Consider the following 23938-nt stretch of genomic DNA (forward strand, 5'->3'; position numbering starts at 1 on the left):
CGCTAAAAGTTGATCAAATCATAATGATCTTCTTTAGGGCTGTGGTAAAGTTCACAGCCCTAACACTTTGTAATTGTTTAAAAAATAAACGCCTCAATGCTTGATTTGAGTGCATGGCGCGAAAAGGTATGGGATTTTAAATAAATTTGGTGGCTTCTACTCATAAGTGGGATCGCAACAACAAAAATCCTTTGTACAATTTATTAACATACCCGCCGTGCTATTAAGGAGTAACGCATGACGAAGTCTCTCTTTCGCCAATCGTTTTTAACTGACACGTTAGATGTTCATATTGATGTCGCGCCGGCGGAGCAGGTGCTGTCTAATGGTGTAAAACTTAAACTCTATCAGCGTGGTGTGCTAGAAGTGATTCCTGATGAATACACTCAGGAAACGAAGAACGTCATCCTCTCTTGTGGTGTCCACGGGGATGAAACCGCACCGATGGAGCTGGTGGATTCAATTATCAAAGACATCGAATCTGGCTTCCAGAAAGTCGAGGCTCGATGCTTATTCATTATCGCTCATCCAGAAGCCACGCTGGCACATACGCGATTTTTAGAAGAAAACCTTAACCGACTGTTTGATGAGAAAGAGCACGAGCCGACCAAAGAGCTTGCGATTGCTGATACTCTCAAATTGTTAGTCAGAGATTTCTATCAAGATACGGCAGCGGAAACACGCTGGCACTTAGATTTGCACTGTGCGATCCGTGATTCAAAGCACTACACCTTTGCGGTGAGTCCGAAAACGCGTCATCCTGTTCGTAGCAAAGCTCTGATTGATTTTCTCGACAGTGCACATATTGAAGCGGTGCTGCTTTCTAACTCGCCAACCAGCACATTCAGCTGGTTCAGTGCAGAGAACTACGGCGCTCAAGCTTTGACGATGGAACTGGGTCGTGTGGCTCGCATTGGTGAAAACGACTTAGACAAACTGACTGCGTTCGATTTGTCACTGCGTAACCTAATTGCAGAGGCGAAAGCGGAGCATTTGTCTAAGCCATGTATCAAGTACCGTGTTAGTCGTACGATTGTGCGTTTGCACGAAGATTTCGATTTCATGTTTGATGACAACGTCGAGAACTTTACCTCATTCGTTCACGGCGAAGTGTTTGGTCACGATGGTGACAAACCATTGATGGCGAAGAACGATAACGAAGCCGTTGTTTTCCCAAATCGCCACGTCGCGATTGGTCAACGCGCAGCATTAATGGTGTGTGAAGTGAAAACGCGCTACGAAGATGGCGAGTTAGTCTACGATTAATGCCATATCGCTTTAATTTCGGCGAATAAAGCGTACGAACACATTTGCAATTTACCGAGGCTTAACTGTAAGGTTAAGCCTCGTTTGTATTTATCGGCTACTATGGATTTTCAACAACTTATCCTGAACAAGGAACGACGCTGGCAACGCAATCTTTTGATTATGTCAGTGATTCTCGTGCTGCTCTCTGCTATTCACTTGATGGTCGGAGAGGTATTCCTTTCTCCTTTTCAGTCTCTCTCTGCATTTGAACAAAAACTCTTGTTGGATTTGCGTCTGCCACGTTTGGTTTCTGCCGCTATTATTGGTGCTGCTCTGGCGGTCTCTGGTGCGACCTTACAAGTTCTGCTTGGCAACGTATTAGCCGAACCCGGCGTTCTAGGGATCTCCGGTGGCGCGAGCTTGGCAATGGTGCTCGTCATGTTTGCCTTGCCGGTTTTACCTTCACCGATGATCTTTATGTTGGCTGCCATTGCCGGTTCGATGCTGTTTACCGTCATATTGGTTGGTATCGCAAGGGCAATGCATCTCACTACCGCAAGGCTACTGCTCGTCGGTGTAGCTCTGGGTATTTTGTCGAGCGCAATTGTGACGTGGGCATTCTATTTTAGCGATGACTTGAGCTTACGTCAGTTAATGTACTGGTTGATGGGCAGCATTGGTGGTGCAAGTTGGTATCAGCACACCGTCACTTTGGTCATGCTACCTGTGTTGATTTGGCTCTGCTGCAAGGGCAAACCGCTTGATAAGTTGATGCTAGGGGAAATCCATGCCACTCAACTGGGTATTGATGTTCATCTGATGCGCTGGAAACTCATTTTGGCAATTTCCATTCTCGTTGGTGGTTCCGTTGCATTGGGGGGGGATCATTAGCTTTGTGGGCTTAGTCGTACCGCACCTGCTTCGATTAGCATTTGGTACAGAAAACCGTTACCTGTTGCCTCTTTCTGCAATATCTGGCGCAGCCTTATTGGTGTTTGCTGATATCGGCGCACGTTTGTTGCTCGATTCCGCTGAGCTGCCGCTGGGAGTGATGACCACTTCTATCGGCGCACCTATCTTCATTTGGATGCTGGTGAAAAGTCATGATGCACGTTAAGCACATCGCAGTGGGAAGTCGACTGCTACCGCTCTCCTTTGAATGTAAGCCGGGTGAGGTTGTCCATGTCGTGGGTCCAAACGGCTCAGGAAAGAGTACATTACTTGGCGCGATATCTGGCACTTTAACTCAGCGTGAAGGCGTGAGTGGGGAAGTACTTGTCGATAATAACGACCTGCTCACAATGCCACTTTCAGAACAAGCGCATATCCGTGGGTATTTGTGTCAGCAATCAAGACCTGCATTCAATGTTGATGTCTTTCAATACTTAGCACTTTCATTGCCAACTGGTGCCAATATCAGCGACGCGAAAGTACGAGATGCCGTTAATATTGTTATTGAGCTAGTACAACTGCAAGACAAGCTTCATCGAAGTATTCAGACATTATCCGGCGGTGAATGGCAGCGTGTCCGTTTAGCCGGAGTGTGTTTGCAAGTGTGGCGCACAATTAACCCTTACTCTCAGCTATTGATTTTGGATGAACCCGCAGCGCCGCTGGATATTGCCCAAGAAGGACTGCTATATCAGCTCATTAATGCCGTCGCTGCGCAGGGGATTGGGGTGTTGGTCGCAAACCACGACTTAAACCGAACGCTTAAACACGCTGATAAAGTCTTGCTGCTCAATAACGGCGTATTGCATTCTTTAGGTCATGCAGATGAAGTACTCACGGAAGAGGGCTTGGCAGAAGTTTTCCAAACTCAAGTTAAGAAGGTCTTGGTAGAAGAAAGGCCGTATTTGATTTTTGATTAGGATCCCAAGGAGATACAGTACATCCAGATGGCAAGCTGTTTATTCGTAGTGAGACTAAAACAGAGGCATCTGATGTGGATGGGACTTCTTGATATCTAATGGGTTATCGACACTCTGAAAATACTCCACCCAAGCTTTATTACTTCTCGGGAACTCTCGTCTGAGGGCTTTTTTAACGTGTTTACGCGTACTGATCAAATCTCCCGTCAACGTTTGGTTGTGATATCCCATTTCAACAACTTGGAACTGGCTATCTGTTAGACAGTAAATCAGAAAACCGCGATCTCTTTTGTAAGTCTTAAACTCTACCGCTTCTTTAGGCTGCAATTCTTTGAGCTGTTTTTCGACTAACGGCAACACTTGAGATATATGAATCATAGGTAATCCACGATATGGTAACTGAGATTAGGTTATCAGAGAGATAGACCTCAGAAATATCAATAAATACTGAACAGGTGTTTAGTTTTAGCATAACAATGTAGTTGGGGATGCAACATGCAGATTCAATTTGGATGAGTAGAGCTTTATCAGGGAGTGATAGCAGAAAGGATATGAAAACCAACTATCTAGTTCATGAAGAAATGTATGTTCAAGCGCGCCAAGCCGGGTGGGAAGGCTGGGGTGGTGAATGAAAGAATGTCTAAGCCGATTTTGGTGGAACGTTTTCTCGCGCCGGAAGGGTGTCCAACACGAGGAAGATTGCTTGAGTTAGGTTGCGGAGAAGGACATCACTGCAGGGCATTTTATCTACATGGTTTTGAGGTGACTGGTGTCGATATCTCAGAAACAGCAATAGCATGGGCAAGGGAAAAAGCACAATTAGCTGATATAGCTGGGGAGTATGTTGTCGCTGACTTAACTGCAGCATCATTGGAACTTACTGAACGTTATGATGTTGTCATCGATGGTAACTGCCTACACTGTATTATCGGGAATGACCGAACCACATTTCTCAATCATGTGTATCGCTTGTTGTCTGAAAATGGGGTGTTTTTCGTGAGCAGTTTGTGCTCGAAAGATGGCAACAGTCATCACACGTACAAAGATGGGTACACTTATCGCTGTATTCCATCAAAAGAAAACCTCGTTTCTGAACTTGAAGAAGCTGGCTTTGAAGTTCGTAATGTAGAGGTATATGAACGAAATGCGTCAAACCATATTACGGTGTATGCTGTGAAAGCTTGAATTCTCGAAAGTCGTCCAATAAAGCTCGGAATAAAAAAGCGCCCACAATATCGAGTATTGTGGGCGCTGAATTTTATCTGTAGTGCCTAATCGACGACTTACCGTGTAAGTGGCTTAAGGTCTGCAGGGCGGTAGTAAACTGATTTTAGGACCTTGCCTTTACGTACCGTTTTGCCTTCAGATACAAAATCTTCTGCGCATTTCGCAATGATGTATTCGCCTTTTTGAACCGCCATCAGCTTGATGCCTTGTTCAGCGTAGAACGCTTCTGTTTCTGCGTATTCTTGTTCGTTGCGACACACTTTGCTCATGTTGCTTGAGTGCACTTCGTCCCAGCAAGGGATAAAGTCGATACCACGGTTCACCGCTACGTTAAGCAGTAGATCGATCAGGTAGCTGATCGCTAGGTTATCTTCAACTTTGCTGTCACCAAGGTGTACTAGACGACCCATTAGAACGTAAACGCTGTCAATGATTGCGTCTGCTTGCTCTGTTTTGCAATCCGCTTCCGCTAGTTCAGTAAGCTCTTCGATCGCCAGAGAAGTGTGTAGCGTGTCTGCTTGTGCATCTAGGCTTGCAACATCCGCCACTGGTAGGTCGAAAGTGCTACGGAACTCGGTGATGTCACGGTATAGGTGATCAAAAATCTCTTGGGTTAGCTTTGACAGTTGCATTCTAATGTCCATTGAATCGATTGAAGTCGCAATCATATCAAACCGAACTTTAATCCCCAAGCGATCCCATTCTAACTGGTCAGAATTCTGTCTCTTGGGGAGTGAGTTTTAGCGGAATAGGTAAGGGAAGAGCTTCTTACGTTCTTCCTCTGAAAGCGCTGAGACACGTGCGATATTGGTATCTGGAATGGACTCGGGATCAGGGTAGTGCTTAAGTACCTTTTCCATGCTCTCTTCACGGATCAAATGAAACACTGGGTAAGGAGAGCGATTTGTCAGGTTTTCATCATCTTCTGGTTCCGCACCTCCAAAGCAGTAATCAGGATGGAAGGTGGCAACTTGGAAAATGCCTTCCCAATCTTGCTGTTTGATCAAGCCTTCAACCCAATCAATGAAGAAGTTGTAATCCCAGAAATCTTGCAGCATGTTTGGAACCACAACCAAGGTTGTCTCCAGTTTTTCTGGCTCGGTATTACTCAGTTCGATCAGCTGCAGCAAAATGTCTTCAAGTAGTGCTTCTTCTTGCGAGGCTTCACTCACGAAGATTTTGATTTGTTTATTGCGCTGTGGCTTAGCGGCGAACGGGCAAAGATTTAACCCGATCACGACATCATTGAGCCATTGATCGACTTGCTCTGTGATCGCATTGATATCGGTGTTTGATGATTCTTGTGTTGAGCGCGTTGGCATACGACTTTCTTGCTTTTATGAATGTGGCGCAAGCATAGCAGACCGGCGCCACAACATAAAACCAATAAGGTTTAACGCTTCATTAAGCCGTTATGTCTGCGTTATCGCCAGCGTCGATTCGCTCTGTGATGCGTTTTAAGAATGCGATAGCAGCGAACATGGCAATGTACAGTGCACTGCCGCCGATGAGTACGCTCGACCAACCGCCGTTTTGCCAGCAATAGAGCAATAGGAATCCACCTAAACTGCCGCCAATGTAGTAATGCACGAGATACAATGCGGTCGCCGTCGCTTTTGCTTGTGTCGCGTTTTGTCCAACCCAGCCGTAAGCAAGTGTGTGAGTGAAGAACGCGCCGAAGCTGATCAATAACAAACCTGTCAACATTGCAGGTATGCTTTCAATTACTGCGATCCACATGCCAGCCATACTGACGATAGAGCCTAAAAACATGCCAAGTATCGGTGAAAAGCGTTTACTCCAATGTCCGGCGCAACGGGAAGAAAACGTACCACCTAGGTAGCAAACAAATATGAGAGAAGCTAACCCGACAGGCACATTATGTGGCGCACTGACCAAGCGGAACCCCATTACTGAATAGAGGTTTACGAACAATGCAAAGTTCAAACCGCCAATCAGCATTGCGAACCACACACGTTGATTTTTGAAGTGTCCGATAATAGCTTTGTTGTGGTGCCTTAAACTGCTTGAAGAAGGGGTGAAGTTTTTCTGCTTTGGCAGCAAGTAGTGCACGCTGACCACGCCGATAAGGGTTACTAGCATCATGACTTCGATTGCAACGTCGATGCTGAAGTTGTCTGCCAACAAACCTCCGCTGATACGTCCAGCGATCCCTCCCAATGAATTGGCTGCGATATAAGTACCGATCGCCATTGAAAATGCGTGTTTATCTAGCTCTTCCGCCATATAAGCAACGGCAACAGCAGCAAACGCAGCAAGCGCAATACCGATCAAAGCGCGACAAACCACTAAGAACAAAAACGAATCGCCAAGAAGCATTAATGCGGAGATAGCAGGGATCGAAAACAGACCAAACATCATTACAGGTTTGCGCCCAATCGATTCGGAGAGCACAGCCATCGGAACCAAGCTAAAGGAGAGAGCCAGTGTGGTGGCAGCGAATAACCAGTTGACTTGAGTTTCCGAGATCTGAAAGTGCACCGCAAAGCTTGGCAGCATCGGCTGAAGGAGATAAAGGTTTGAGAAAACCAAAAACGAGCCTAGCGCCAGAGATAGCGTAATGCGTTTGTATTCCGGAGTGCCGAAACTGACCATGAGTCCTGCCTAATGTGAGCGAGCAAATATAAAGAAACTGTGATCAATCTATCAGTTAGTTCTGGATTGAAAAAATATATTAAAAATATGGTTGGTATATATTTTTGATCTAATGGAATCGAAGCAACTCAAACACTTCTTGGCGGTCGCGGAACACGGCAACATTACTCATGCAGCTAAGGCTTTGCACATTGCTCAGCCAGCGTTAAGTATTTCGATTAAGAAGTTCGAACAGTCTCTTGGCGTGACGTTGTTTCGCCGAGAAGAGAAGAAAATCAGCTTAACCAAAGAAGGGGAAACACTGTTGGTTCACGCTAAACGAGTGATCCAGCAACTACACGATGCGCAGCTAGCGATTGATGAGCTCAAAGGTTTAGCCAAAGGGGAAGTGCGCCTTGGTACGCCTTCAATGATGGGCAGCTATTTCTTCCCTCGAATTGTCATGGCGTTTAAAAGTCAGTACCCAGAGTTAAAGCTGACGCTGGTGGAGGCGGGGACACAGTCTATTCGTAGAATGTTACTTAATGGCCAGCTCGATATTGGCGTGATTAGCTGTGACGATGTACCAGACGACTTAGAAACGGATCATCTGTTTACTAGCCAAATGGTCGCCGTCGTGGCTCCGGAACATGACTTAGCTCACCATAACGCCATCACGTTTGATCAGTTTTTTGAGCATGACTTGGTGATGTTCCAACATGGCTACTTCCACCGAGAATTCTTAGACAACGTCAGCGAAGAGCATGGCTTTACAATGAAGTCTTCATTCGAAACTAACTTGTTGCCGCTTATTCTGAGTATCGTCAAACAAGAATTTGCTATTACTGCGCTTCTTGAATTGGTGACACAACATGAGCAGGGAGTGGTGGGTATCCCATTTGAACCGAGCGTTAAGCTCGACCTTGCACTCGCTTGGCGAAAGCAAGGCTATTTGTCCATCGCCGACCGAACTTTTATCGACTTTATTAAGCGGTATGTTTGATGGAAAACACTGACTTGCGTTGTTGTCACCCAGTGGGGAAAGAACGTGAACCAGAATCTACTATCGGAGTTTTTTGGTAAGCTTTTTACTGTTCTGCACTTTGACAATAGAGAAAACATCTGACAAAGATCCACTGTAATAAGACTCTTTGGCTAGTGCGCTTTTAGCTTTCCACGAGATTCGAAAAAGTACGTCATGAATACCATGTAGGCAACGACGAACAGCAGCTGCAATATCCGTACGTAGAACTTATCATCTAGAGCTCCGTTACTCATGGAAGTTCCCATCAGCACCATAAAGCCTGTAAACGCAGTAGCGTATATGGGCGCTTTAGCTGGGTCAGTATAAATTTTGGTGCCAAGTAATGCGATGACCACCATAGTGACAAGCATATAAATATACAGATTTGGTACAAGTGAAATCGTTACAAAAGCGGTAAAGGCAAGAAGACCGCCGAGCATGTTGCTAGCGACGAAAAACATTGATGTTTTACCTGCTTTGTCACTTGTCGCCATTAGAGATAGCAACATGACAAAGGCAACGGTCAGCAGTATTTGTGATAATTGAAAATAGAAGTATAAACACACCAAAGGGAATGACATCATCCACGCTCGGGTGGCAGCATTCCAGCGTGCTTCTTTACTCAATGGAGAAGGGGGGGGAAGCCCTCAAATGTATGTTCCTCCTGTTCGGGGAAATAGACGTGTGAGAGGCCGTAAAGAGCCACAGCAACAATGCCAGAAAAGGCGAAGCCGACGCCCACATCTAACGCTGCTTGTTGGTCAATGATGGTTACTGACGGGATAAGAATCAGAGCTATCATCAAGAATGTTGCGAACATTACCCATTTGGGGTCAGTGAATAGATAGTAGCCCCACAGCATGCCCAATGAGAACACGGTAAGGAAAGCGATTTTATATTCCGGTAATCCCGTTGAGACCAAAAAACCAATCACTGCGGTTGAAATCAGCGCATAGCCAAGTTGTTTTACATGCAGAACATGGAATTGCGGCTTATCGACGATGAACTTAGCCGTCAGCAGTGGAGTACAGAATGCCAATGGCCAGTTGAACCATAGGGCAATGAAAGCGGCACACCCCACAGTGACAATGTAGCGTAGGATGCGTCTCTCTTGCGTTTGAGTGATGTTAGCGTACATAAGAAAAAACACTCACTAGATTAATCCACACCTTGCCAAGGAAGTTAAACAGTGTGTTGTTTCCGGTATAAACCACGACGTCAGCTTGGCCACCGATGCGCATTAGGTCGATGGCTTGTTCATCATCAAGTTTTATGGTCACAGGCATGCGTTGTGTATCGCGTAGCCAACCATTCTGGTTCTTAACCGTTGCCAAGGTGCCTGGTTGGTTGTTCGCCTCCCATGCAACACCTAAATCCACCGAAGATACCGTACCACTGAAAGTTCGACCTGGGGCGTAATCAAGTGCGATTTCAACTTTGTCACCAGCATGGATGTTACCTAAGCTGTTTTCACGAAAGAATGCCTCAAGCCATAATCCATCGTTTTCTACAAACGTCATTAGTGGCGCACCCGCGGATGCATATGCTCCCTGTGACAAATTGAAATTGGTGACAGCGCCATCAGAGGGGGCACGCATCGTGGTACGAGATAAGTTCAGTTGCGCTTGTTGAAGTTCAAGTAAGGCGGATTGAATTTGCGCATTTTCTTCACCAGTAGCACCGACTTGAAGTTTGGCTTTCTCAAGGTTTGCTCTAGCATTTTCTACATCAGCGTTGGCTCGATCAATCGTTGCTCGAGTGGTGTCGGCATCTGACTTTGATACTACCCCTTTTTCCGCCATTGCCAGTATGCGCTGCCCCTGGCGTTTAGCATTTTCTTGCGCGACGAGAGCGGTCGTAAGTTGAGCTTGCGCTGACATGACTCCGGCCATTTGTGAGCCGACATTTTGTCCTGCTATCTTGAGCTCTGCTTCAGCCTGTTTGACCGCGATTTGGTAATCGAGGGTGTTGATCTTAAGTAGCACATCACCTTTCTTCACCTCTGAATTTGGCTTGATACTGATACTCTCGACTTGCCCTGAAACTTGGGGGATAAGTGAAACTACGTTGCCTTCCACACGCACATTGTCGGTTGTTGGAATGATCCGGTCAGAGATGATAGCCGTCCCAATCGATACAAGGGTTAATGCGAGCAGCGCATTTGTGGTGCGTTTTACCTTATTTACTTTCTTCGGTTCTTGGGCGGTTGGGTTTTCTTTTGCTGTATCTGACATATTCGAGCTCACAAATAATGGGACAGGCAATGGCTGAGTTCTTTATCGGCTTGAGATTTAGGCCGTTATCAAACTCAAAGCTGTTTAGTTGAGAGACAAAATACACCCTAGTAAATACTAGAAATTGCCATTATGCGACAACGAGAAATTTTGATGGAGAGAGCGGGGCTACAGAAAGAAAGGGGAGGTGGCAAAGAGCTTCTACTAGAAAAGCTCTTAAAAATCTGAATTAGTTGCTGTTGTACATCTTTTCAAAGTTCTTAGGATTCCAACCAATCATTACACGGTCACCAATCTTCAGAACGGGAACTGATCGCGCTCCTAGCGCGTCGAGCTCTTTACGTCCGCGTTGCATTTTGGCGTTGCACAAACGGTAATTAATGTTTTTTGAATCGAGATAACGCTGAGCATCTTTGCAGTGAGGGCATTTGTCTTTGATGTAAAGAACGACACGTTTCATTCAGTTTCTCTCCATTATCGTGGGAGCCGAAGTCTACTATAACCGTTTCTATCCCGCTAGTTGTTGTCTTAGTGAAGAAAAGAATGACGATTACCCCTAATCGCTCATTAATCTTTCATACCGTAATTCTACTGGCGGTGGGGAAAAAGTACCAAAGCAGCGCTTTGCTCACTCAAACAATAGAACTCATTTCGCGCATTATTTAGTATCCGTTTGCCATTTATTTCACTGATATGGCGAATTTCTGAACCTTTTGCGAAGGGTTCAATTAGTGCATGGATGATTATTTAAGGTTTGGGAAACATGTCAGGGAAGCGGGTCGCGAAAAATACGCTTTTTCAGATAATGAAAATGCTGATCACAACGATAGTTAACCTGTATATGGTTCGCATACTTCTGCAAGAGTTAGGTGTCGAAGGTTACGGTGTATTCAATCTAATCGCTGGTGTGTTGGCGTTAATGATGTTCCTAAATGGCGCGATGACCACTTCAAGTCAGCGCTACCTTTCCTATTATTGCACTAAGGTCTTGTCAGAGAGAAAAAGAGTATTTTCGACAACCAAGCATCTTCACTTATTTGTTGCCTTATTAATCGCTTCCGTTTTGTGGATAGCGCAAGACTTCGTATTCAATTCACTTATCAATGTACCAGCAGGGCTGCTTGTGTCTTCACACAGCTTGTACCAAGTGATGGTTATTGGCGTATTTGCCTCTGTTCTCTCCGTACCATTTAACGCGCAAATCAACGCCTATGAAGACCTGGGGGTTGATGCGTTTCTTAGCGTGGTTGAATCAGTTTTAAAACTAGCTTCCGCTTTTATTATTGGATTCGTTGACAACCCACTGACCGCGCTCGGGGTATTGTTTGTTTCTGTTTCATTTTTAATGCTTTTGGTTAAAGCCCTGTACTGTACAGCTCGTTATCGCGAGTGTGTTTTATGGAGCTCAACGCTCGACGTTGCGCTGCTGAAAGAAATGGTTGGATTTACTAGTTGGAACTCGTTTGGAGCGGTATGCGGTGTTGCCAGAGTTCAGGGGCTTGCTATTGTCCTCAATAATTTCTTTGGGGTGACTATTAATGCGGTTTATGCCATTGCGATGCAAGTTAATGGGAAGTTGAAAGAATTTAGTATCAACATAATGAAGGCGATCAACCCTAAAATCGTCAAGGCTGAAAGTAATGGCCAACGTTCAGAGATGCTCAACCTTTCAATGCAAGCAAGTCGGTTTAGTTTGTTGCTTTATTCAGTAATCGCTCTTCCTATCTACTTCGAAGCCAAGTTTATATTGTCACTATGGTTAGGAGAGTATCCGCAAGAAGCCGTGCCTTTTGTGAAGCTGTTTTTAATCTTGTCTTTGGTCAACCTGACGACAATTGGTCTTCAAACGGCGATTCAGGCTATTGGCGATGTTAAGGCGTACCAATCAACCATTGGTTCGGTATTACTGCTGACGATTCCTTTTGCTTATGCAGTATTGACGTTAGGTTATCCCGCTTACTCGGTAATCGTTGTTTCTATCGTAATGGAAGTGGTTTCTTGCTTGATGAGATTTGGCTTTTTGCGCAAGAAAGCGGGGCTGTCCATCAAACGATATGTATTTTATGTTTTGACTAAAGCACTACAAGTTCTCACACCCACTTGCTTAGTGCTATTCGCATTCACTAGTAGCTATGAGCCTAGCTATCTTCGCGTTATCTCATCCGGATTCATTTCATTTGGCATGATTGTAGGGCTGACATATTGGCTTGTGCTAAGCACAGAAGAAAAAAATTTAATTCGATTAAAGGTATAAGGATATGACTCCAAAGAAGTTGGTTATGGTTGGGTATACACATGATACCAACCTCGGTGACCAAGTAATTGCCGATAGTGCAGAGTATCTAATTAGGAAAAATGCCCTTGAAGAACAACTTGTTGTTGAACGATTTAACCTTAATTATTCCAATGAGTTTAATAGTGCAAAAAAAATTAAGAGAAAATCGATAAACAAAATCCTTAGCAAACTATCACCACGTTCTTCCTTTAATTACAAAATTGGCTGCTACAAACGTGATTATAAAAATAAGTTTGATGATGCAGCGGCCATTGTTTTCGCCGGTGGTGGCATGATCAAATATAAGTATCAAGATTGTTGGGCTCATATTTCAGCACTCGTTGATACTGTTCAAGTTAAGCCATGCCCGATATTTTTTAATGCAGTTGGTGTTGAAGGATATGATCAAGCTGATTATAAGTGCCGTTTGCTAAAAGCGAGTTTAAACAACCCATCTGTCAAAATGATCACCACCCGAGATGACTTGAACGTATTGAATGACGGATACATTGAGACAGACCATATTGAAACTGCACAAGTTGCTGATTCTGCAGTGTTTAGTTCGGAAGTTTATGGTGTAAAGAAAAACTCGACTGATCGAGTTGGCGTCGGCTTGGTTCGTTCAAAAATATTCAAAGACAATGGTCTTGACTTTAATAGGGAGCAAGTGATTGCTTTCTACGCGTCTTTGCTTTCTGAACTGGAATCGAGAGGACAAGAGTATCAACTATTTACCAATGGGCTAAAAAGCGATGTCGATATTCTCATTGACTTAGAAAATTATATGGGTAAGCCCCTTCACATTATCGAACCTCAAACTCCTCAAGAACTGGTGGAGCTGATCGCCACGTTTAAATGTACGGTTGCTGCTAGGTTACATGCATGCATTATTTCATACTCACTCAAAGTACCTGTGGCTGGGTTGGTATGGAATAACAAAGTCAAGATGTTTGGTGATTGTATTGGTTACCCAGATCGATTTTTTACCTACGAGCAATTTGATGCCAAGTCGATTGTCGACCGTTTGATGCAGTCTGTTGAGGAGGGTTATGAGCCTAAACGCTATGAACAATATAGACAGACTGTGAACGCTAGCATCAACAAAATGATATCTATGATTTAGGAGCGAATTATGAATGTTGCATTGATTTTTGCTGGTGGTGTGGGAACCCGTATGCAAAATAGTACCAAACCCAAGCAGTTTTTAGAGCTATATAATAAGCCGGTCATTGTTTATACATTGGAAAAATTTGAAGAGAACCCAAACATTGATGCCATTGTTGTTGTTTGCGTCGAACCATGGATTGACTATTTAAGGAAGTTACTTTTCAAGTTTGATATTCAAAAAGTGAAATTTATTATTCCGGGCGGTGAAAGTGGCCAAGAATCCATATTTAATGGGTTGTGTAAAATAGAAGAAGAATTTGACCATAACTCCGTTGTATTAATACATGATGGAGTGAGACCTCTGATTAATGATGACATCATCAATCGTAATATTGAGGCGGTGAAAAGCCATGGCAGTGCCATCACGACGTGTCCACCAGTAGAAACATTTGTCTTGGTTGATAATGATGATGTTGTTCAGAATGTTCATGACCGCTCTTTATCACGCTTAGCAAAAGCGCCACAAAGTTTCTATTTAAAGGACATTCTTCAAGTACATAGGCAGGCGAGGGAAGAAGGTTATATTGACGCAATCGATTCTTGCTCACTGATGACCACATACGGACACGATGTACGCTTGGTATCCGGCATATCTGAAAATATTAAAATAACGTCTCCAATCGATTTCTTTATATTTAAAGCGATCATTGATACTCAAGAAAACTTACAGGTGTTTGGTTAATGTTATGATTGAACAGAAGCAAAGTATCTTAACTGACGATAATAAAGATATTTATACTGCATTATCTGATTGGGACGTGCTTAGAGATAAAACGGTATTAATTACTGGGGCAACTGGCATGCTGGCAGCCTGTGTTGTTCGCTTTTTGGTTTACTTAAATAAAGTCGACAATTTAAATATCAATATCTTAATCTTGGCTCGAAATAAGCAGCGAGTGATGGACACCTTTGGTGAAACCGCAAATGAGTTTACTTGTTTCTATCAGGACGTTTGTGAGCCACTAGACTATCAAGGCCACATAGACTTTGTGATCCATGCGGCGAGTAGTGCAAGCCCATACCATATAAAAAACGATCCTGTGGGTATCATCAAAGCAAATGTTCAAGGCACTTCAAATCTATTGGAGCTTGTCAAAGACATGCACGTAAGCAACTTCTTGTTTCTTTCCACCCGTGAAGTCTATGGAGAGGTATTGGACGTTGAATACATAGAAGAGACGGATTTTGGTCACTTCGACCCTCTTGATGCAAGATCGTGCTACCCAGAAAGCAAGCGCCTTGCGGAGACAATGCTCCAGAGTTATGCCGTCCAGTATGGATTAACGTTTAATTCGGTTCGCATTGCTCATTCTTATGGGCCTGGCATGTTTCTCAATGATGGCAGAGTAATGTCAGATTTGCTTGGGGATGTGGTTAACGATAAGCCTATTGTATTAAAAAGTGATGGCAGTGCGATTCGTTCATTTTGCTATGTCACCGATGCCGTTTCTGCTCTGTTACTAGTGATGCTAAAGGGAGAAAAGAACACGGCTTACAACATTGCCAATGAGAACGATGAGGTATCGATTCTTCAGCTTTCAACATTGCTAACCAAGCTTAGTGGAGATAAACACTCTGTAGTCCATGAGATCGCCACTGACAGCGCGTATTGCCAATACAAGAGAACGAAGCTATCTACCAACAAGCTAGAAGCATTGCAATGGCGGCCACATGTTGCGTTAAACGATGGCTTGCAGAAGACGATTTCATACTATAGGTAAATCAATTTGAAACAACTAACTTTCGAGCAGCTCCGCAGTGTCCAGATGTCGATACTTGATAAGGTGCATGATTTTTGCAAACAGCATCAACTTGACTACTCGTTGGCGGGGGGGGCTCACTTCTTGGAGCTATTCGACATAAAGGTTACATACCTTGGGACGATGATATAGACATCATGATGCCTCGGGATGACTACGAATATTTACTCGACAATTTTACACGCGAGAATCCAGACTTTACCTTTTTTAACCTAAATTCGGAGCCAAACCCTTATCCTTTTTTGTTTAGTAAGTTATCGCTTAATGGCTCAGAGATCTCTAATGGGCGCATTAAGGGCGTAGGGATAAACATTGATATATTCCCAATAGATAGTTTAGGAAAAAACCAAGCAACGGCGAAGTTTCGCTTCTCTTTGATGAAAGTGTTGAATCTCTTTCCTAGGGTACAGCGTTCAAGAAAGAAACGATCTAACCCACTCGCTGAGAGGGTGCTTCGCTTGTCTCAGAAATTAGTTCGGGTAATTCCAACACATTGGTTTTTGCGTGCTATTGAGAGTTTGTGCTCACACCGATTGGTGAGGCAATCTGGTTTCGCAGTCAGTATCGGAAGTAGCTATTTGTCTAAGGAGTTGTGTGAAGCCTCTCTGTATCATGAATACACGACCGTTGAGTTTGAAGATCGGCATTACCAAAGCATTGTGCGCTACGAAGATTATTTATCGATGATCTATGGAGACTATATGCAAATGCCTAAAAAACAAGATCGTGAGAATCACGATAATGTCGGCTATATTCAAGAACACTTGCTACCGATGTAGTGATAAATAGCCTGGTGTTTATTTGTGTACGCATAGGTCACTGGGCTAGTCATTCTGATCTTCAAGGTGCATTACTGTTTGAGACAAGATAGAATTCTTTTCTTTTTTATAGCAGACCTAACACGCATGCATCCTTCACTTCGATACATTCAAGGTTACCCTCAGAACATCGTTGAGCAAGTTAGCTCACTGGTAGACAGTGGCAAGCTGGTACCTTGGTTCGAAAAACGCTACCCAGATAGACACCAAATCAAAAGTGAGAAGGCGCTTTATGAGTACGCAATAGCGATCAAGAACCGCTACATGAAGAAGGCGGCGCCAATCAGTAAAGTCATTTACGATAAGAAAATTCATGTGGTGAACAACGCACTTGGGTTGCACAGTGTGATTAGCCGCAACCACGGTGGTAAACTGAAATCGAAGAATGAAATTCGCATTGCAAACGTGTTTAAAGATGCACCAGAAGCACTATTACGTATGCTGGTGGTGCATGAGTTGGCTCATACTCGTGAGAAAAATCATGATAAAGCATTTTATCAACTGTGCTGCTACATGGAGCCGGAGTATCACCAGCTCGAATTTGATGCTCGTCTGTTTATGATGTACCTCGATTTAAAAGCGGATTCGAATGAAGAACAATAATCACAACGCGAAACAAGCTCAGCCGAAAACGACGCCCCAGAAAACGGGCAAAGATGCAACTAAGGTTAAGTCAAAGCGAGTGAAAAACAAACCCGCAGCGAAAGTAAATGCTTCGGCAAAAAAGAGTGATGTCGAGTTTATTAAAATCGCCAAGAGTGGTCTGCATGAGCGTAATGCTCATAACGGCCGCTACGATTTTAAAAAACTGGTGATAGCCGAACCTCAGCTCAAACCATTTGTAATCAAGAACCCGAAAGGGGAAGACTCAATTAACTTCTCCGATCCAAAAGCGGTCAAGATGCTAAACAAAGCATTGTTAGCGGCGTACTACGATATAGAGTTTTGGGACATTCCTGATACTTACTTGTGTCCGCCGATCCCAGGACGCGCTGACTATGTCCATCGTGTTGCAGAATTGCTCGATGGTGAAGCCAAAGGAAAATATCTGCACCAAAATGTGCGAGCGCTTGATGTCGGTGTTGGTGCAAACTGCATTTATCCAATTGTAGGTGTAACCCAATATGGTTGGCACTATACAGGTAGCGATGTTGATCCAAAGTCGATTGAATCAGCTCAAGCAATCGTCACTCGTAACGCATCATTAAACGGGAAGATTGGACTGGTGCAGCAAGGCGATGAGTCGAATATTTATCGTGGTATCATCCAGCCGAACGATCGTTATGATGTTACTACCTGTAACCCTCCATTTCACCGCTCAGCAGAAGAAGCTGCGATGGGTAGCCAGCGTAAGCTTGATAACTTAAAAGCTAACCAACGTAAGAAGGGTGTGAAGGTTCAAGCCAATCAAGGAAAAGCGAATAAACCAGCGCTTAACTTTGGTGGGCAAAATGCCGAGCTTTGGTGTGAAGGTGGAGAAGCTGCCTTCATTCGTAAAATGGCGAATGAAAGCCAAGCTTTCAGTGCACAGGTTCTTTGGTTTACTACCTTAATCTCAAAGAAAGACAACGTTCGACCGATGCGAAAACAATTAGAGAAGCTGGGCGTTAAAGCGATTAGAGTGGTTGAAATGAGTCAAGGCCAAAAGATCAGTCGTTTTATGGCTTGGTCTTATATGGATAAGCAGCAAAGAAAAGAGTGGATTGCATTGAAGTAGTTCAAACAATAAGAAAAGTTAAAAGCCCGCTGAGAATATCAGCGGGCTTTTCTTTATGGCGTTGTATAAGGGATACAATCAATAGATTCTAAGGGAACGAATACATCCAGCTTCGCATAGTACAAACCACAGCTGTCGCCTCGGACTTGCAATGTGTATTGATCAGGCAAATCCGTGTAGCTACCGTCAAGTAGCAAGTTGTCTTTGCCTTTCACTCTCCCTTTCTCTATCAGTAAGTGAGGTGACGTTTCAAAGACATTTCCTGCAACTCTAGGGGCCGGTGTGTTTTGAATTTCTGCGATCGCACTCTGCACTTCGATAACAGCTTGGGGTGTTGTATTTACACTTAGTGCTTCGATAGGAGAGTCAGCAACTGCTTGGCATCCGGTTACCGCGAGTGATGAACCTAGTACTAATGCAAGTGTAAGGCCTTTGCTTGGGAAGTTATTGGATATCAACATGAATCGCCTCTGTTTTCAAAGGAGAACGCAAGTCCATGATTGCTGGTGAAGACGAATCTAATGGCATTGAGTTGAAGCTTACTGGTGAAACTTGCGGGCATACACCAGTGTCCATGTAGTTTAACGCAGCCGCAAGCATGCCTTCCGACGTGTCACCAAGTGGTTTAGAGAGATCATCCCCAACCAAGCAACCTTCCACCTTGTTATCTAAACCAAGCGTACTGTTTGCCATGTTTTTAGAGGTTGGGATGAATCCATCTGCGAAATCTCCAAAGCCTTTCTCATTCGCTGATTTAAACTGGATCGTATAGTAGTTTGTGCCACAATTTTGCTCAGGTGCGAACCCATATGGCTTACCCGTCGTGGTTGAACCGATTTGAATGACGTCTACATCTATCCCACGCAGTGCGTTTATCAGTAACTCACTCGAAGAGGCCGTTCCGCCAGAGGTTAATACATAGACTTTAGTGGCTGACAGTGTAGGCAGAGGTTCATCAGAGTAACGACCTGCTGCCCAGTCAATAGCGACGTTGGTGAACTTGTAAGTGTTTGCACCTGCTTGTGTGTTCTTCATGACTTTATCATTGTGAATGAGCTCGCTAAATACGCGGTTTTGGCCTGCGCCACTGAGCATGTAACCGACTTGAGATGACTGTAGTACCAAGCCACCACCGTTGTAACGGAGGTCAACAACGACCTCATCAACTTGCGCTTCTGATAGTTTAATAAACGCATTGATCAGTGGGGTCTGCGCACTAGGTTCAAATGAGTTGTACTGAAGGTAACCGACTTTTTTGCCATTATAGTTAATGACTTTCGCATTGCGGACTGGGGATGTCACAACATCTGTAGCAGTTAATGTGACGGTTTTAGTTTGTCCGCTGACACTCTCAAACGTAAAAGTATAGTCTTGGTTCAGGTTCGGATTGAATAAGGTCGCATTAATAAAGTCTATGTCGGACTGGCTACCAGTATTGACAACATCAATGGAATTAATCGCAATTAGTTTATCACCACGAGCGATGCCATTTAGCGAAGCGGGTGAAGCATCCTCAGTGTAAGAGATTCTGACATCTCTTGGCTGAGTGCCTCGAATGAAGGACCAATTGAATCCAAACCCAGCAACAAGGCCAGACTGTGATGATTTCATGTCCTCTTCATAAGGTACCGTGAAATGGAAACGATCTTTCGGCTTGCCAGTTTGTGTCACTTCAGGTGTCACTAAGGTGTTGAAATAATCAACCACTGTGCGGTAGTTACTTGGATTGTTATCTGGTACTTCGTCATACCAAAGATAAGTTTCATTGGTAAATGCACGTAAGAACATCTTTTCTTGTAAAGAGGAACCGGCTTGGTCTGGGTATGCTGTGTTTCCTGCATACGGGTCTAAACCTGTTCGCGGATTTTCGCATTTATTCGCGAAGTCGCTAGAAGACTGACTAAAATCTCCTGCCTTCCAAACGGAATTGGTCGTCGTATTGGTGTTAGAAGATGAATCGCCACCTCCACAACCTTGAAGTAATGCAAGGGTCACTGCCGTTATCAATGAATACTTAAACTGCATGAAATTATTTCCTTATAAATTATGTAGTTATAATTGTTGTTTATGTTGATTTTTCTTTTCTAGGGTTGATGAATGTATAAATTTATCCAGTTTTTGCGCAAGTTTATATTTTGATTGTGTGACATGGTATGCATAAAGGTTGGAGTAAGGTATTGATATTCAGACATTAGGAGCGACTAATTATCTTTAAGTAATAGGCGTAAGCGGTATTCTCGACGAGTTTGCTCAAAAGATATGCTCTGGAGCAAGTTCAAAGTGGGAGTTTAGGGATATGATTGAGAGGTCAATGATCTAATCAGTCTATGACGAGTGTTACTAACACTGATAAGGGAGGGCGTTATGGAGTTTGAATTTTTTGTCCCATGCCAACCAGATTGGTTATGTCAGCCATTCATGACCGTGTTTACGATACTGCTTGTCATCGGGCTCATTGCTTTCATACGTATTGTTTATTTAGAGTACCTAAGCATTCAAAAAAGAACCAAAGTGAGACGCTTGCGGAAACTGACCAAGCAGCAGCGTGAGCAACTACGCCGCCGCTACCCAAGAAAAAATACCAACAAGTTAAGATAAGTTATCTAGTTTCTGCTGATATTTCTCTTTCAGAGCGTCATTGCCAGCGGCTCGCTCTAGTTCCACCATGAGTTGTAATGAGGTTTTCTTTAACCCGTAGGTCTGATGAAAACGCATGAGTCGAATACGGGCGTCCGTGTACTCTCCATCGTCAATTTCCAATTTTGCCAGTTGTAGGATGGATTTTGGTCGATGAGGGTCATGATCGATGGCTCTTTCAAAGTAATATTTTGCTCGCTTTGGTTGTTGAGACTTAAGAGCACAGAAAGCGGCATTTTCGTAGCTGGCGGGAATCAGATAGTAGTATGGCTGCTCGATCGCCCGAGTGAACATTTTATCGGCTTGTTCGTATTTCCCTTGTTTACACAGAAATGTCCCATAATTGTTCAATACGTTTCCGTTCTTAGTATGCTGGCGAAGTGAGCGTTTATACATACTTTCTGCTTTATCGACTTCACCTACTGTTTCGTAATAGTGCGCCATAGAGAGCTGGGTTCGGTAATATTGAGGTGCGTGAGAAAGCGCTTGTTGCAAATTATCGTGTGCACGAATCATGTTTCCATTTTCGAGGTACCCTAGACCCAGCGCAATGCGAGACTCAGCCATGGCGATGGGATCTGCTTTCTGGGTGGGCTCTCCTTCATTGACGGTTACACAGCCGTTTAACATCACCAGCGCACAAATTGAAAGTGAATTCTTTAAGCTCATCTACATCACCTAATTACCATTGAGTAAAGGCATGATATGAGTTCACGTGGAAATGACTAATAGCGCCAAATTACAATGCGACAAGGTTTGCAAATAACGATGAAATAGCCGGATTTAGCCGGCTATTTAAATAGGGCCTGTTGCTCTTTCGAGCTGATTTTTGCAGCGAATTGTTGGGTATTTATACAAGGCAGAGACTTTAATGTGTAGTTAGCCTACATGAGAAGTCGATAACGAGGTAGAAATGGCCAACAAACGCTGCCCAGAGGGTTCGGCTAGGCGCCCCCGACTAAAATCGTTTCATGCTTTGTTAAGAAGTATTTGCTTAGAATGACTAGGCTACGCACTTCTTGCCTCGCCTAAAACGATTTTACCTCGAACAAAATTTAACCGCGAAAGAGCAACAGACCCTAGTATTCTCAATCATCTTTAGTAAATGCAGACTCGCTGAAATGGTCTAAATCGTATGGTGTTTGTTGGTATACGCAGTAGTTTAGCCAATTTGAAAACAACAGATGGCCGTGGCTGCGCCAGCTCGCTCGTGGTGGGTTGTCCGGGTTGTTATTAGGGTAATAATTTACCGGTATTGCTGGCTCCATACCTTCTCCCAAATCGCGGATGTACTCATTGTGTAATGTATGCGAGTCATATTCGGGGTGGCCAGTTACAAACACATTGCGCTTATCTTTCGTTGCAGCAAGATAAACACCAGCCACATCTGATGTAGCGAGGATATCTAGATCGGTGTGCTCATTGAGATACTCAGGAGAGAAATCGGCGTACCGAGAATGAGGAGCAAGAAACGAGTCATCAAATCCTCGTAATATTGGATGGTATAGGTGATGAATGTCGTGATGATAAACCCCGGAAAGCTTCTCTTTACGAGTTTTCTTCGGCAAATCATAAAGTAGTTTTAACCCTGCTTGGGCAGCCCAGCACACAAATAGAGTTGATGTTACATGTTCCTTTGCCCAATTCATTATGGTCTTGAGGTGATCCCAGTAAATAACATCTTCGAATTGCACTAGACCTAATGGCGCGCCTGTGATGATCAAACCATCGAAATTTCGGTTCTTAACCATTTCGAACTGACGATAAAAGGTATCTAAGTGCTCTGTTGGTGTATTTTTACTCGGCCTATCGTCAATACGTAATAGTTCGACATCTACTTGCAGTGGGCTGTTTGAAAGTAATCGCAGGAACTGGGTTTCTGTTTCGATTTTTTTGGGCATTAAGTTCAGTATGAGAACGCGCAGAGGGCGGATTTCCTGACTAGCGGCACGTGTCTCATTCATCACAAAGATGTTCTCTGTTCTAAGAATATCTGACGCGGGTAATTGATCTGGAATTCGTATTGGCACAGCTTTCTCCCTAAGCTTCTAGACGTCTATACATCTAAAGCTAACTTAAATCAGGCCATATGTCGATACAGAATGTGAGATTGAAAGATTTTTATTGGCGTCGTCGAGTATGGCATCTTCCAATATGCAATGTAGTTGTGCGATCTGTGGTTGCTTTTTAGTTTAGCGAAAACCCTATAACTTAATCGTACTCTCATAGACGCGATGAAATTTGTTATGCCATTAATGGTATATGTTGATTTTGGTCAAGAAAACAACACTTTGGTACGTTGGCTGTTAATTCCCTGCTTACTATTGATAGAGGACAACGCATTAGCTCATTATGGCTGAAAGGGGAATTAACGTGCGTTACATAGTGATTTGTTTACCTTTGCTACTGATGGGGTGTGACTTCGGTAAAGATATTTCTGTTAAAGGTCGTACTTTGTATTTTTATGAGGAAATAACACCACAGACGGTTCAGTTTGCTCAGACGTTAATAAAGCAATCGAAAGAGCCGATTTCAACGATAATGGTAGATAGCAAGGGAGGGGAGCATCAAGCTGCGATGGAGCTAGGGCGCTGGATGCATACTAGCAATGTACACCTTATCATCAGTGGTGACTGTCAAGCTGAATGCGCAAACTATGTTCTCCCTGCGGCATCGTCAGTACTAATTACTGGTGGGGCATCAGTACTATGGGTTGATCATCTTGAGTATGCTTCTTTTAAGTTAACAAATGATAAAGAAGCAATGGAGCGTTGGAATCGCGCACTGCAGCTACTTAAAAACCATGAGAAGACCTTTTATTCTATGATTTCGGTTAACCCAAAAATCAGTCAGTTTGGGTATCTGAATAATCAAGAAAAATGGCAAAGCCAAGGGTGCAACTCAGACATGAAGGGCTGGAGCTATAATATCGATAGCCTCAAGAAATTAGGAATAAAAGACATCACTTACGTTGACTTGAAACGAACGCAATCGAACGACATCTGCATTCTTAATATAAACGAAAGTGAACTCTAGCCAATTTAAATCGATGAGTTCGGAAGATGCCCCATGATTCCCTTGATTATTGCTAGTACGTAAAATTGCTTTTCTAAAACTAGGCTAGATAAGCGGTAAAGAATCTCTATAATGCCGCGCTTGAGTTAATCTTCTTGCGTGGTAATTATACTCAAGTGACTTCAAGATGCAGGGTTCAGAGCGTTGTCACTGATTCAAGTTCAAGGAAAGCAACGAAGTGGAATAGCTCGCTCTTTCCAAGTTGTTTGACGAAGAAATTGCTTCAGTGACACGCTCCCGAAGGGCGAGTTGCCTTGGTTCGTATGCTTCGTTAACAATTTTCGATTTAG

General features: G+C 43.7%; 23 protein-coding genes and 2 pseudogenes. 14 read left to right on the forward strand and 11 right to left on the reverse strand.

The window, feature by feature from the left end; all coding sequences use genetic code 11:
* Positions 1-237 precede the first annotated feature (237 nt).
* The 3 genes and pseudogenes from B853_RS06420 to btuD all read left to right on the forward strand — a co-directional run bounded on the left by B853_RS06420 (position 238) and on the right by btuD (position 3119).
* Positions 238-1266, forward strand: coding sequence for a succinylglutamate desuccinylase (locus tag B853_RS06420; RefSeq protein ID WP_010448714.1), 1029 nt, complete (start codon positions 238-240; stop codon positions 1264-1266).
* A gap of 102 nt (positions 1267-1368) precedes the next feature.
* Positions 1369-2365: pseudogene (gene btuC, locus B853_RS06425) on the forward strand (vitamin B12 ABC transporter permease BtuC).
* Positions 2352-3119 carry a vitamin B12 ABC transporter ATP-binding protein BtuD gene (gene btuD, locus B853_RS06430; RefSeq protein WP_081641246.1) on the forward strand — a complete coding sequence of 256 codons (768 nt, stop codon included), beginning with the start codon at positions 2352-2354 and terminating at the stop codon, positions 3117-3119. The pseudogene btuC and the gene btuD overlap by 14 nt, the downstream one beginning before the upstream one ends.
* Before the next feature lie 54 nt (positions 3120-3173).
* Here btuD and B853_RS06435 read toward each other — a convergent pair whose 3' ends face one another.
* On the reverse strand, positions 3174-3497 hold the full coding sequence (locus tag B853_RS06435) for a hypothetical protein (RefSeq protein WP_038886948.1): 324 nt from the start codon (positions 3495-3497) through the stop codon (positions 3174-3176).
* A 207-nt stretch (positions 3498-3704) separates the two neighbouring features.
* Here B853_RS06435 and B853_RS06440 point away from each other — a divergent pair, with 207 nt between their 5' ends.
* On the forward strand, positions 3705-4304 hold the full coding sequence (locus tag B853_RS06440) for a class I SAM-dependent methyltransferase (protein WP_249027400.1): 600 nt from the start codon (positions 3705-3707) through the stop codon (positions 4302-4304).
* Between the two features lie 98 nt (positions 4305-4402).
* Here B853_RS06440 and B853_RS06445 read toward each other — a convergent pair whose 3' ends face one another.
* The 3 genes from B853_RS06445 to B853_RS06455 all read right to left on the reverse strand — a co-directional run bounded on the left by B853_RS06445 (position 4403) and on the right by B853_RS06455 (position 6962).
* Entirely contained in the window at positions 4403-4978 is a 576-nt protein-coding gene (locus tag B853_RS06445) for a nucleoside triphosphate pyrophosphohydrolase family protein (RefSeq protein WP_038886952.1), read from the reverse strand.
* Positions 4979-5086: 108 nt separating this feature from the next.
* On the reverse strand, positions 5087-5668 hold the full coding sequence (locus B853_RS06450) for a DUF1415 domain-containing protein (RefSeq protein ID WP_005427978.1): 582 nt from the start codon (positions 5666-5668) through the stop codon (positions 5087-5089).
* Positions 5669-5750: 82 nt separating this feature from the next.
* Complete coding sequence (locus B853_RS06455) at positions 5751-6962, reverse strand: MFS transporter (RefSeq protein ID WP_038886953.1); 1212 nt, start codon at positions 6960-6962, stop codon at positions 5751-5753.
* 112 nt (positions 6963-7074) lie between these two features.
* Here B853_RS06455 and B853_RS06460 point away from each other — a divergent pair, with 112 nt between their 5' ends.
* A complete protein-coding gene (locus tag B853_RS06460; RefSeq protein ID WP_038886955.1) occupies positions 7075-7944 on the forward strand; it encodes a LysR family transcriptional regulator in 870 nt (289 codons plus the stop codon).
* A 152-nt stretch (positions 7945-8096) separates the two neighbouring features.
* Here the strand turns inward: B853_RS06460 and B853_RS26795 are convergent.
* The 3 genes and pseudogenes from B853_RS26795 to B853_RS06475 all read right to left on the reverse strand — a co-directional run bounded on the left by B853_RS26795 (position 8097) and on the right by B853_RS06475 (position 10659).
* Positions 8097-9103: pseudogene (locus B853_RS26795) on the reverse strand (DUF2955 domain-containing protein).
* A complete protein-coding gene (locus B853_RS06470) occupies positions 9093-10199 on the reverse strand; it encodes an HlyD family secretion protein (RefSeq protein ID WP_038886958.1) in 1107 nt (368 codons plus the stop codon). Before B853_RS06470 ends, B853_RS26795 begins: the two are co-directional and overlap by 11 nt.
* 229 nt (positions 10200-10428) lie before the next feature.
* Positions 10429-10659 carry a glutaredoxin family protein gene (locus tag B853_RS06475; protein WP_010448734.1) on the reverse strand — a complete coding sequence of 77 codons (231 nt, stop codon included), beginning with the start codon at positions 10657-10659 and terminating at the stop codon, positions 10429-10431.
* Positions 10660-10962: 303 nt separating this feature from the next.
* Between B853_RS06475 and B853_RS06480 the strand changes: the two genes are divergently transcribed.
* The 7 genes from B853_RS06480 (at position 10963) to rlmF (ending at position 17936) form a co-directional block, all read left to right on the forward strand.
* Positions 10963-12453 (forward strand): MATE family efflux transporter, encoded by a 1491-nt coding sequence (locus tag B853_RS06480; protein WP_038886960.1) that lies wholly within the window; start codon positions 10963-10965, stop codon positions 12451-12453.
* Between the two features lie 4 nt (positions 12454-12457).
* Positions 12458-13597, forward strand: a complete 1140-nt coding sequence (locus B853_RS06485; protein WP_038886961.1) for a polysaccharide pyruvyl transferase family protein — start codon at positions 12458-12460, stop codon at positions 13595-13597.
* 9 nt (positions 13598-13606) lie between these two features.
* Positions 13607-14323: an IspD/TarI family cytidylyltransferase gene (locus B853_RS06490; protein WP_010448737.1), complete on the forward strand. Its 717-nt coding sequence runs from the start codon at positions 13607-13609 to the stop codon at positions 14321-14323.
* A 4-nt stretch (positions 14324-14327) separates the two neighbouring features.
* Positions 14328-15362, forward strand: a complete 1035-nt coding sequence (locus B853_RS06495) for an NAD-dependent epimerase/dehydratase family protein (RefSeq protein WP_038886963.1) — start codon at positions 14328-14330, stop codon at positions 15360-15362.
* Between the two features lie 167 nt (positions 15363-15529).
* The gene (locus B853_RS06500) at positions 15530-16180 is read left to right on the forward strand and encodes a LicD family protein (RefSeq protein ID WP_249027408.1); all 651 of its coding nucleotides are present in this window, start codon (positions 15530-15532) and stop codon (positions 16178-16180) included.
* A gap of 126 nt (positions 16181-16306) precedes the next feature.
* Positions 16307-16822 carry a M48 metallopeptidase family protein gene (locus B853_RS06505; protein WP_010448743.1) on the forward strand — a complete coding sequence of 172 codons (516 nt, stop codon included), beginning with the start codon at positions 16307-16309 and terminating at the stop codon, positions 16820-16822.
* A complete protein-coding gene (gene rlmF, locus B853_RS06510) occupies positions 16809-17936 on the forward strand; it encodes a 23S rRNA (adenine(1618)-N(6))-methyltransferase RlmF (RefSeq protein ID WP_038886967.1) in 1128 nt (375 codons plus the stop codon). Before B853_RS06505 ends, rlmF begins: the two co-directional genes overlap by 14 nt.
* Positions 17937-17989: 53 nt before the next feature.
* Here rlmF and B853_RS06515 read toward each other — a convergent pair whose 3' ends face one another.
* Together B853_RS06515 and B853_RS06520 are read right to left on the reverse strand one after the other, a co-directional pair.
* On the reverse strand, positions 17990-18397 hold the full coding sequence (locus tag B853_RS06515) for a hypothetical protein (RefSeq protein ID WP_038886968.1): 408 nt from the start codon (positions 18395-18397) through the stop codon (positions 17990-17992).
* Positions 18381-19961 (reverse strand): S41 family peptidase, encoded by a 1581-nt coding sequence (locus B853_RS06520; RefSeq protein WP_038886970.1) that lies wholly within the window; start codon positions 19959-19961, stop codon positions 18381-18383. Before B853_RS06520 ends, B853_RS06515 begins: the two co-directional genes overlap by 17 nt.
* Positions 19962-20300: 339 nt before the next feature.
* On the opposite strand from B853_RS06520, the gene B853_RS06525 reads away from it, so the two are divergent.
* On the forward strand, positions 20301-20534 hold the full coding sequence (locus B853_RS06525; RefSeq protein WP_038886971.1) for a hypothetical protein: 234 nt from the start codon (positions 20301-20303) through the stop codon (positions 20532-20534).
* Here B853_RS06525 and pilW read toward each other — a convergent pair.
* Together pilW and metA are read right to left on the reverse strand one after the other, a co-directional pair.
* Positions 20526-21242, reverse strand: coding sequence for a type IV pilus biogenesis/stability protein PilW (pilW, locus tag B853_RS06530; protein WP_038886973.1), 717 nt, complete (start codon positions 21240-21242; stop codon positions 20526-20528). The two genes, B853_RS06525 and pilW, sit on opposite strands and share 9 nt — an antisense overlap.
* Before the next feature lie 419 nt (positions 21243-21661).
* Positions 21662-22603, reverse strand: a complete 942-nt coding sequence (gene metA / locus B853_RS06540) for a homoserine O-acetyltransferase MetA (RefSeq protein ID WP_038886974.1) — start codon at positions 22601-22603, stop codon at positions 21662-21664.
* Between the two features lie 343 nt (positions 22604-22946).
* Between metA and B853_RS06545 the strand changes: the two genes are divergently transcribed.
* Positions 22947-23609, forward strand: coding sequence for a hypothetical protein (locus tag B853_RS06545; RefSeq protein ID WP_128826830.1), 663 nt, complete (start codon positions 22947-22949; stop codon positions 23607-23609).
* Positions 23610-23938: the final 329 nt, after the last annotated feature.

Origin of the sequence: Vibrio rotiferianus CAIM 577 = LMG 21460, assembly GCF_002741985.1 — a bacterium.
GTDB classification, from domain to species: Bacteria; Pseudomonadota; Gammaproteobacteria; order Enterobacterales; family Vibrionaceae; genus Vibrio; species Vibrio rotiferianus.

Bases quoted from the DNA above. Each gene is read 5' to 3' on its own strand.
- btuD (WP_081641246.1), top strand. From the start codon at position 2,352: ATGATGCACGTTAAGCACATCGCAGTGGGAAGTCGACTGCTACCGCTC.
- B853_RS06435 (WP_038886948.1), bottom strand. From the start codon at position 3,497: ATGATTCATATATCTCAAGTGTTGCCGTTAGTCGAAAAACAGCTCAAA.
- B853_RS06520 (WP_038886970.1), bottom strand. From the start codon at position 19,961: ATGCAGTTTAAGTATTCATTGATAACGGCAGTGACCCTTGCATTACTT.
- B853_RS06440 (WP_249027400.1), top strand. From the start codon at position 3,705: ATGTTCAAGCGCGCCAAGCCGGGTGGGAAGGCTGGGGTGGTGAATGAA.
- B853_RS06490 (WP_010448737.1), top strand. From the start codon at position 13,607: ATGAATGTTGCATTGATTTTTGCTGGTGGTGTGGGAACCCGTATGCAA.
- B853_RS06505 (WP_010448743.1), top strand. From the start codon at position 16,307: ATGCATCCTTCACTTCGATACATTCAAGGTTACCCTCAGAACATCGTT.
- pilW (WP_038886973.1), bottom strand. From the start codon at position 21,242: ATGAGCTTAAAGAATTCACTTTCAATTTGTGCGCTGGTGATGTTAAAC.
- B853_RS06475 (WP_010448734.1), bottom strand. From the start codon at position 10,659: ATGAAACGTGTCGTTCTTTACATCAAAGACAAATGCCCTCACTGCAAA.
- B853_RS06525 (WP_038886971.1), top strand. From the start codon at position 20,301: ATGGAGTTTGAATTTTTTGTCCCATGCCAACCAGATTGGTTATGTCAG.
- B853_RS06445 (WP_038886952.1), bottom strand. From the start codon at position 4,978: ATGCAACTGTCAAAGCTAACCCAAGAGATTTTTGATCACCTATACCGT.
- B853_RS06485 (WP_038886961.1), top strand. From the start codon at position 12,458: ATGACTCCAAAGAAGTTGGTTATGGTTGGGTATACACATGATACCAAC.
- rlmF (WP_038886967.1), top strand. From the start codon at position 16,809: ATGAAGAACAATAATCACAACGCGAAACAAGCTCAGCCGAAAACGACG.
- B853_RS06420 (WP_010448714.1), top strand. From the start codon at position 238: ATGACGAAGTCTCTCTTTCGCCAATCGTTTTTAACTGACACGTTAGAT.
- B853_RS06455 (WP_038886953.1), bottom strand. From the start codon at position 6,962: ATGGTCAGTTTCGGCACTCCGGAATACAAACGCATTACGCTATCTCTG.
- B853_RS06470 (WP_038886958.1), bottom strand. From the start codon at position 10,199: ATGTCAGATACAGCAAAAGAAAACCCAACCGCCCAAGAACCGAAGAAA.
- B853_RS06515 (WP_038886968.1), bottom strand. From the start codon at position 18,397: ATGTTGATATCCAATAACTTCCCAAGCAAAGGCCTTACACTTGCATTA.
- B853_RS06450 (WP_005427978.1), bottom strand. From the start codon at position 5,668: ATGCCAACGCGCTCAACACAAGAATCATCAAACACCGATATCAATGCG.
- B853_RS06480 (WP_038886960.1), top strand. From the start codon at position 10,963: ATGTCAGGGAAGCGGGTCGCGAAAAATACGCTTTTTCAGATAATGAAA.
- B853_RS06460 (WP_038886955.1), top strand. From the start codon at position 7,075: ATGGAATCGAAGCAACTCAAACACTTCTTGGCGGTCGCGGAACACGGC.
- B853_RS06495 (WP_038886963.1), top strand. From the start codon at position 14,328: ATGATTGAACAGAAGCAAAGTATCTTAACTGACGATAATAAAGATATT.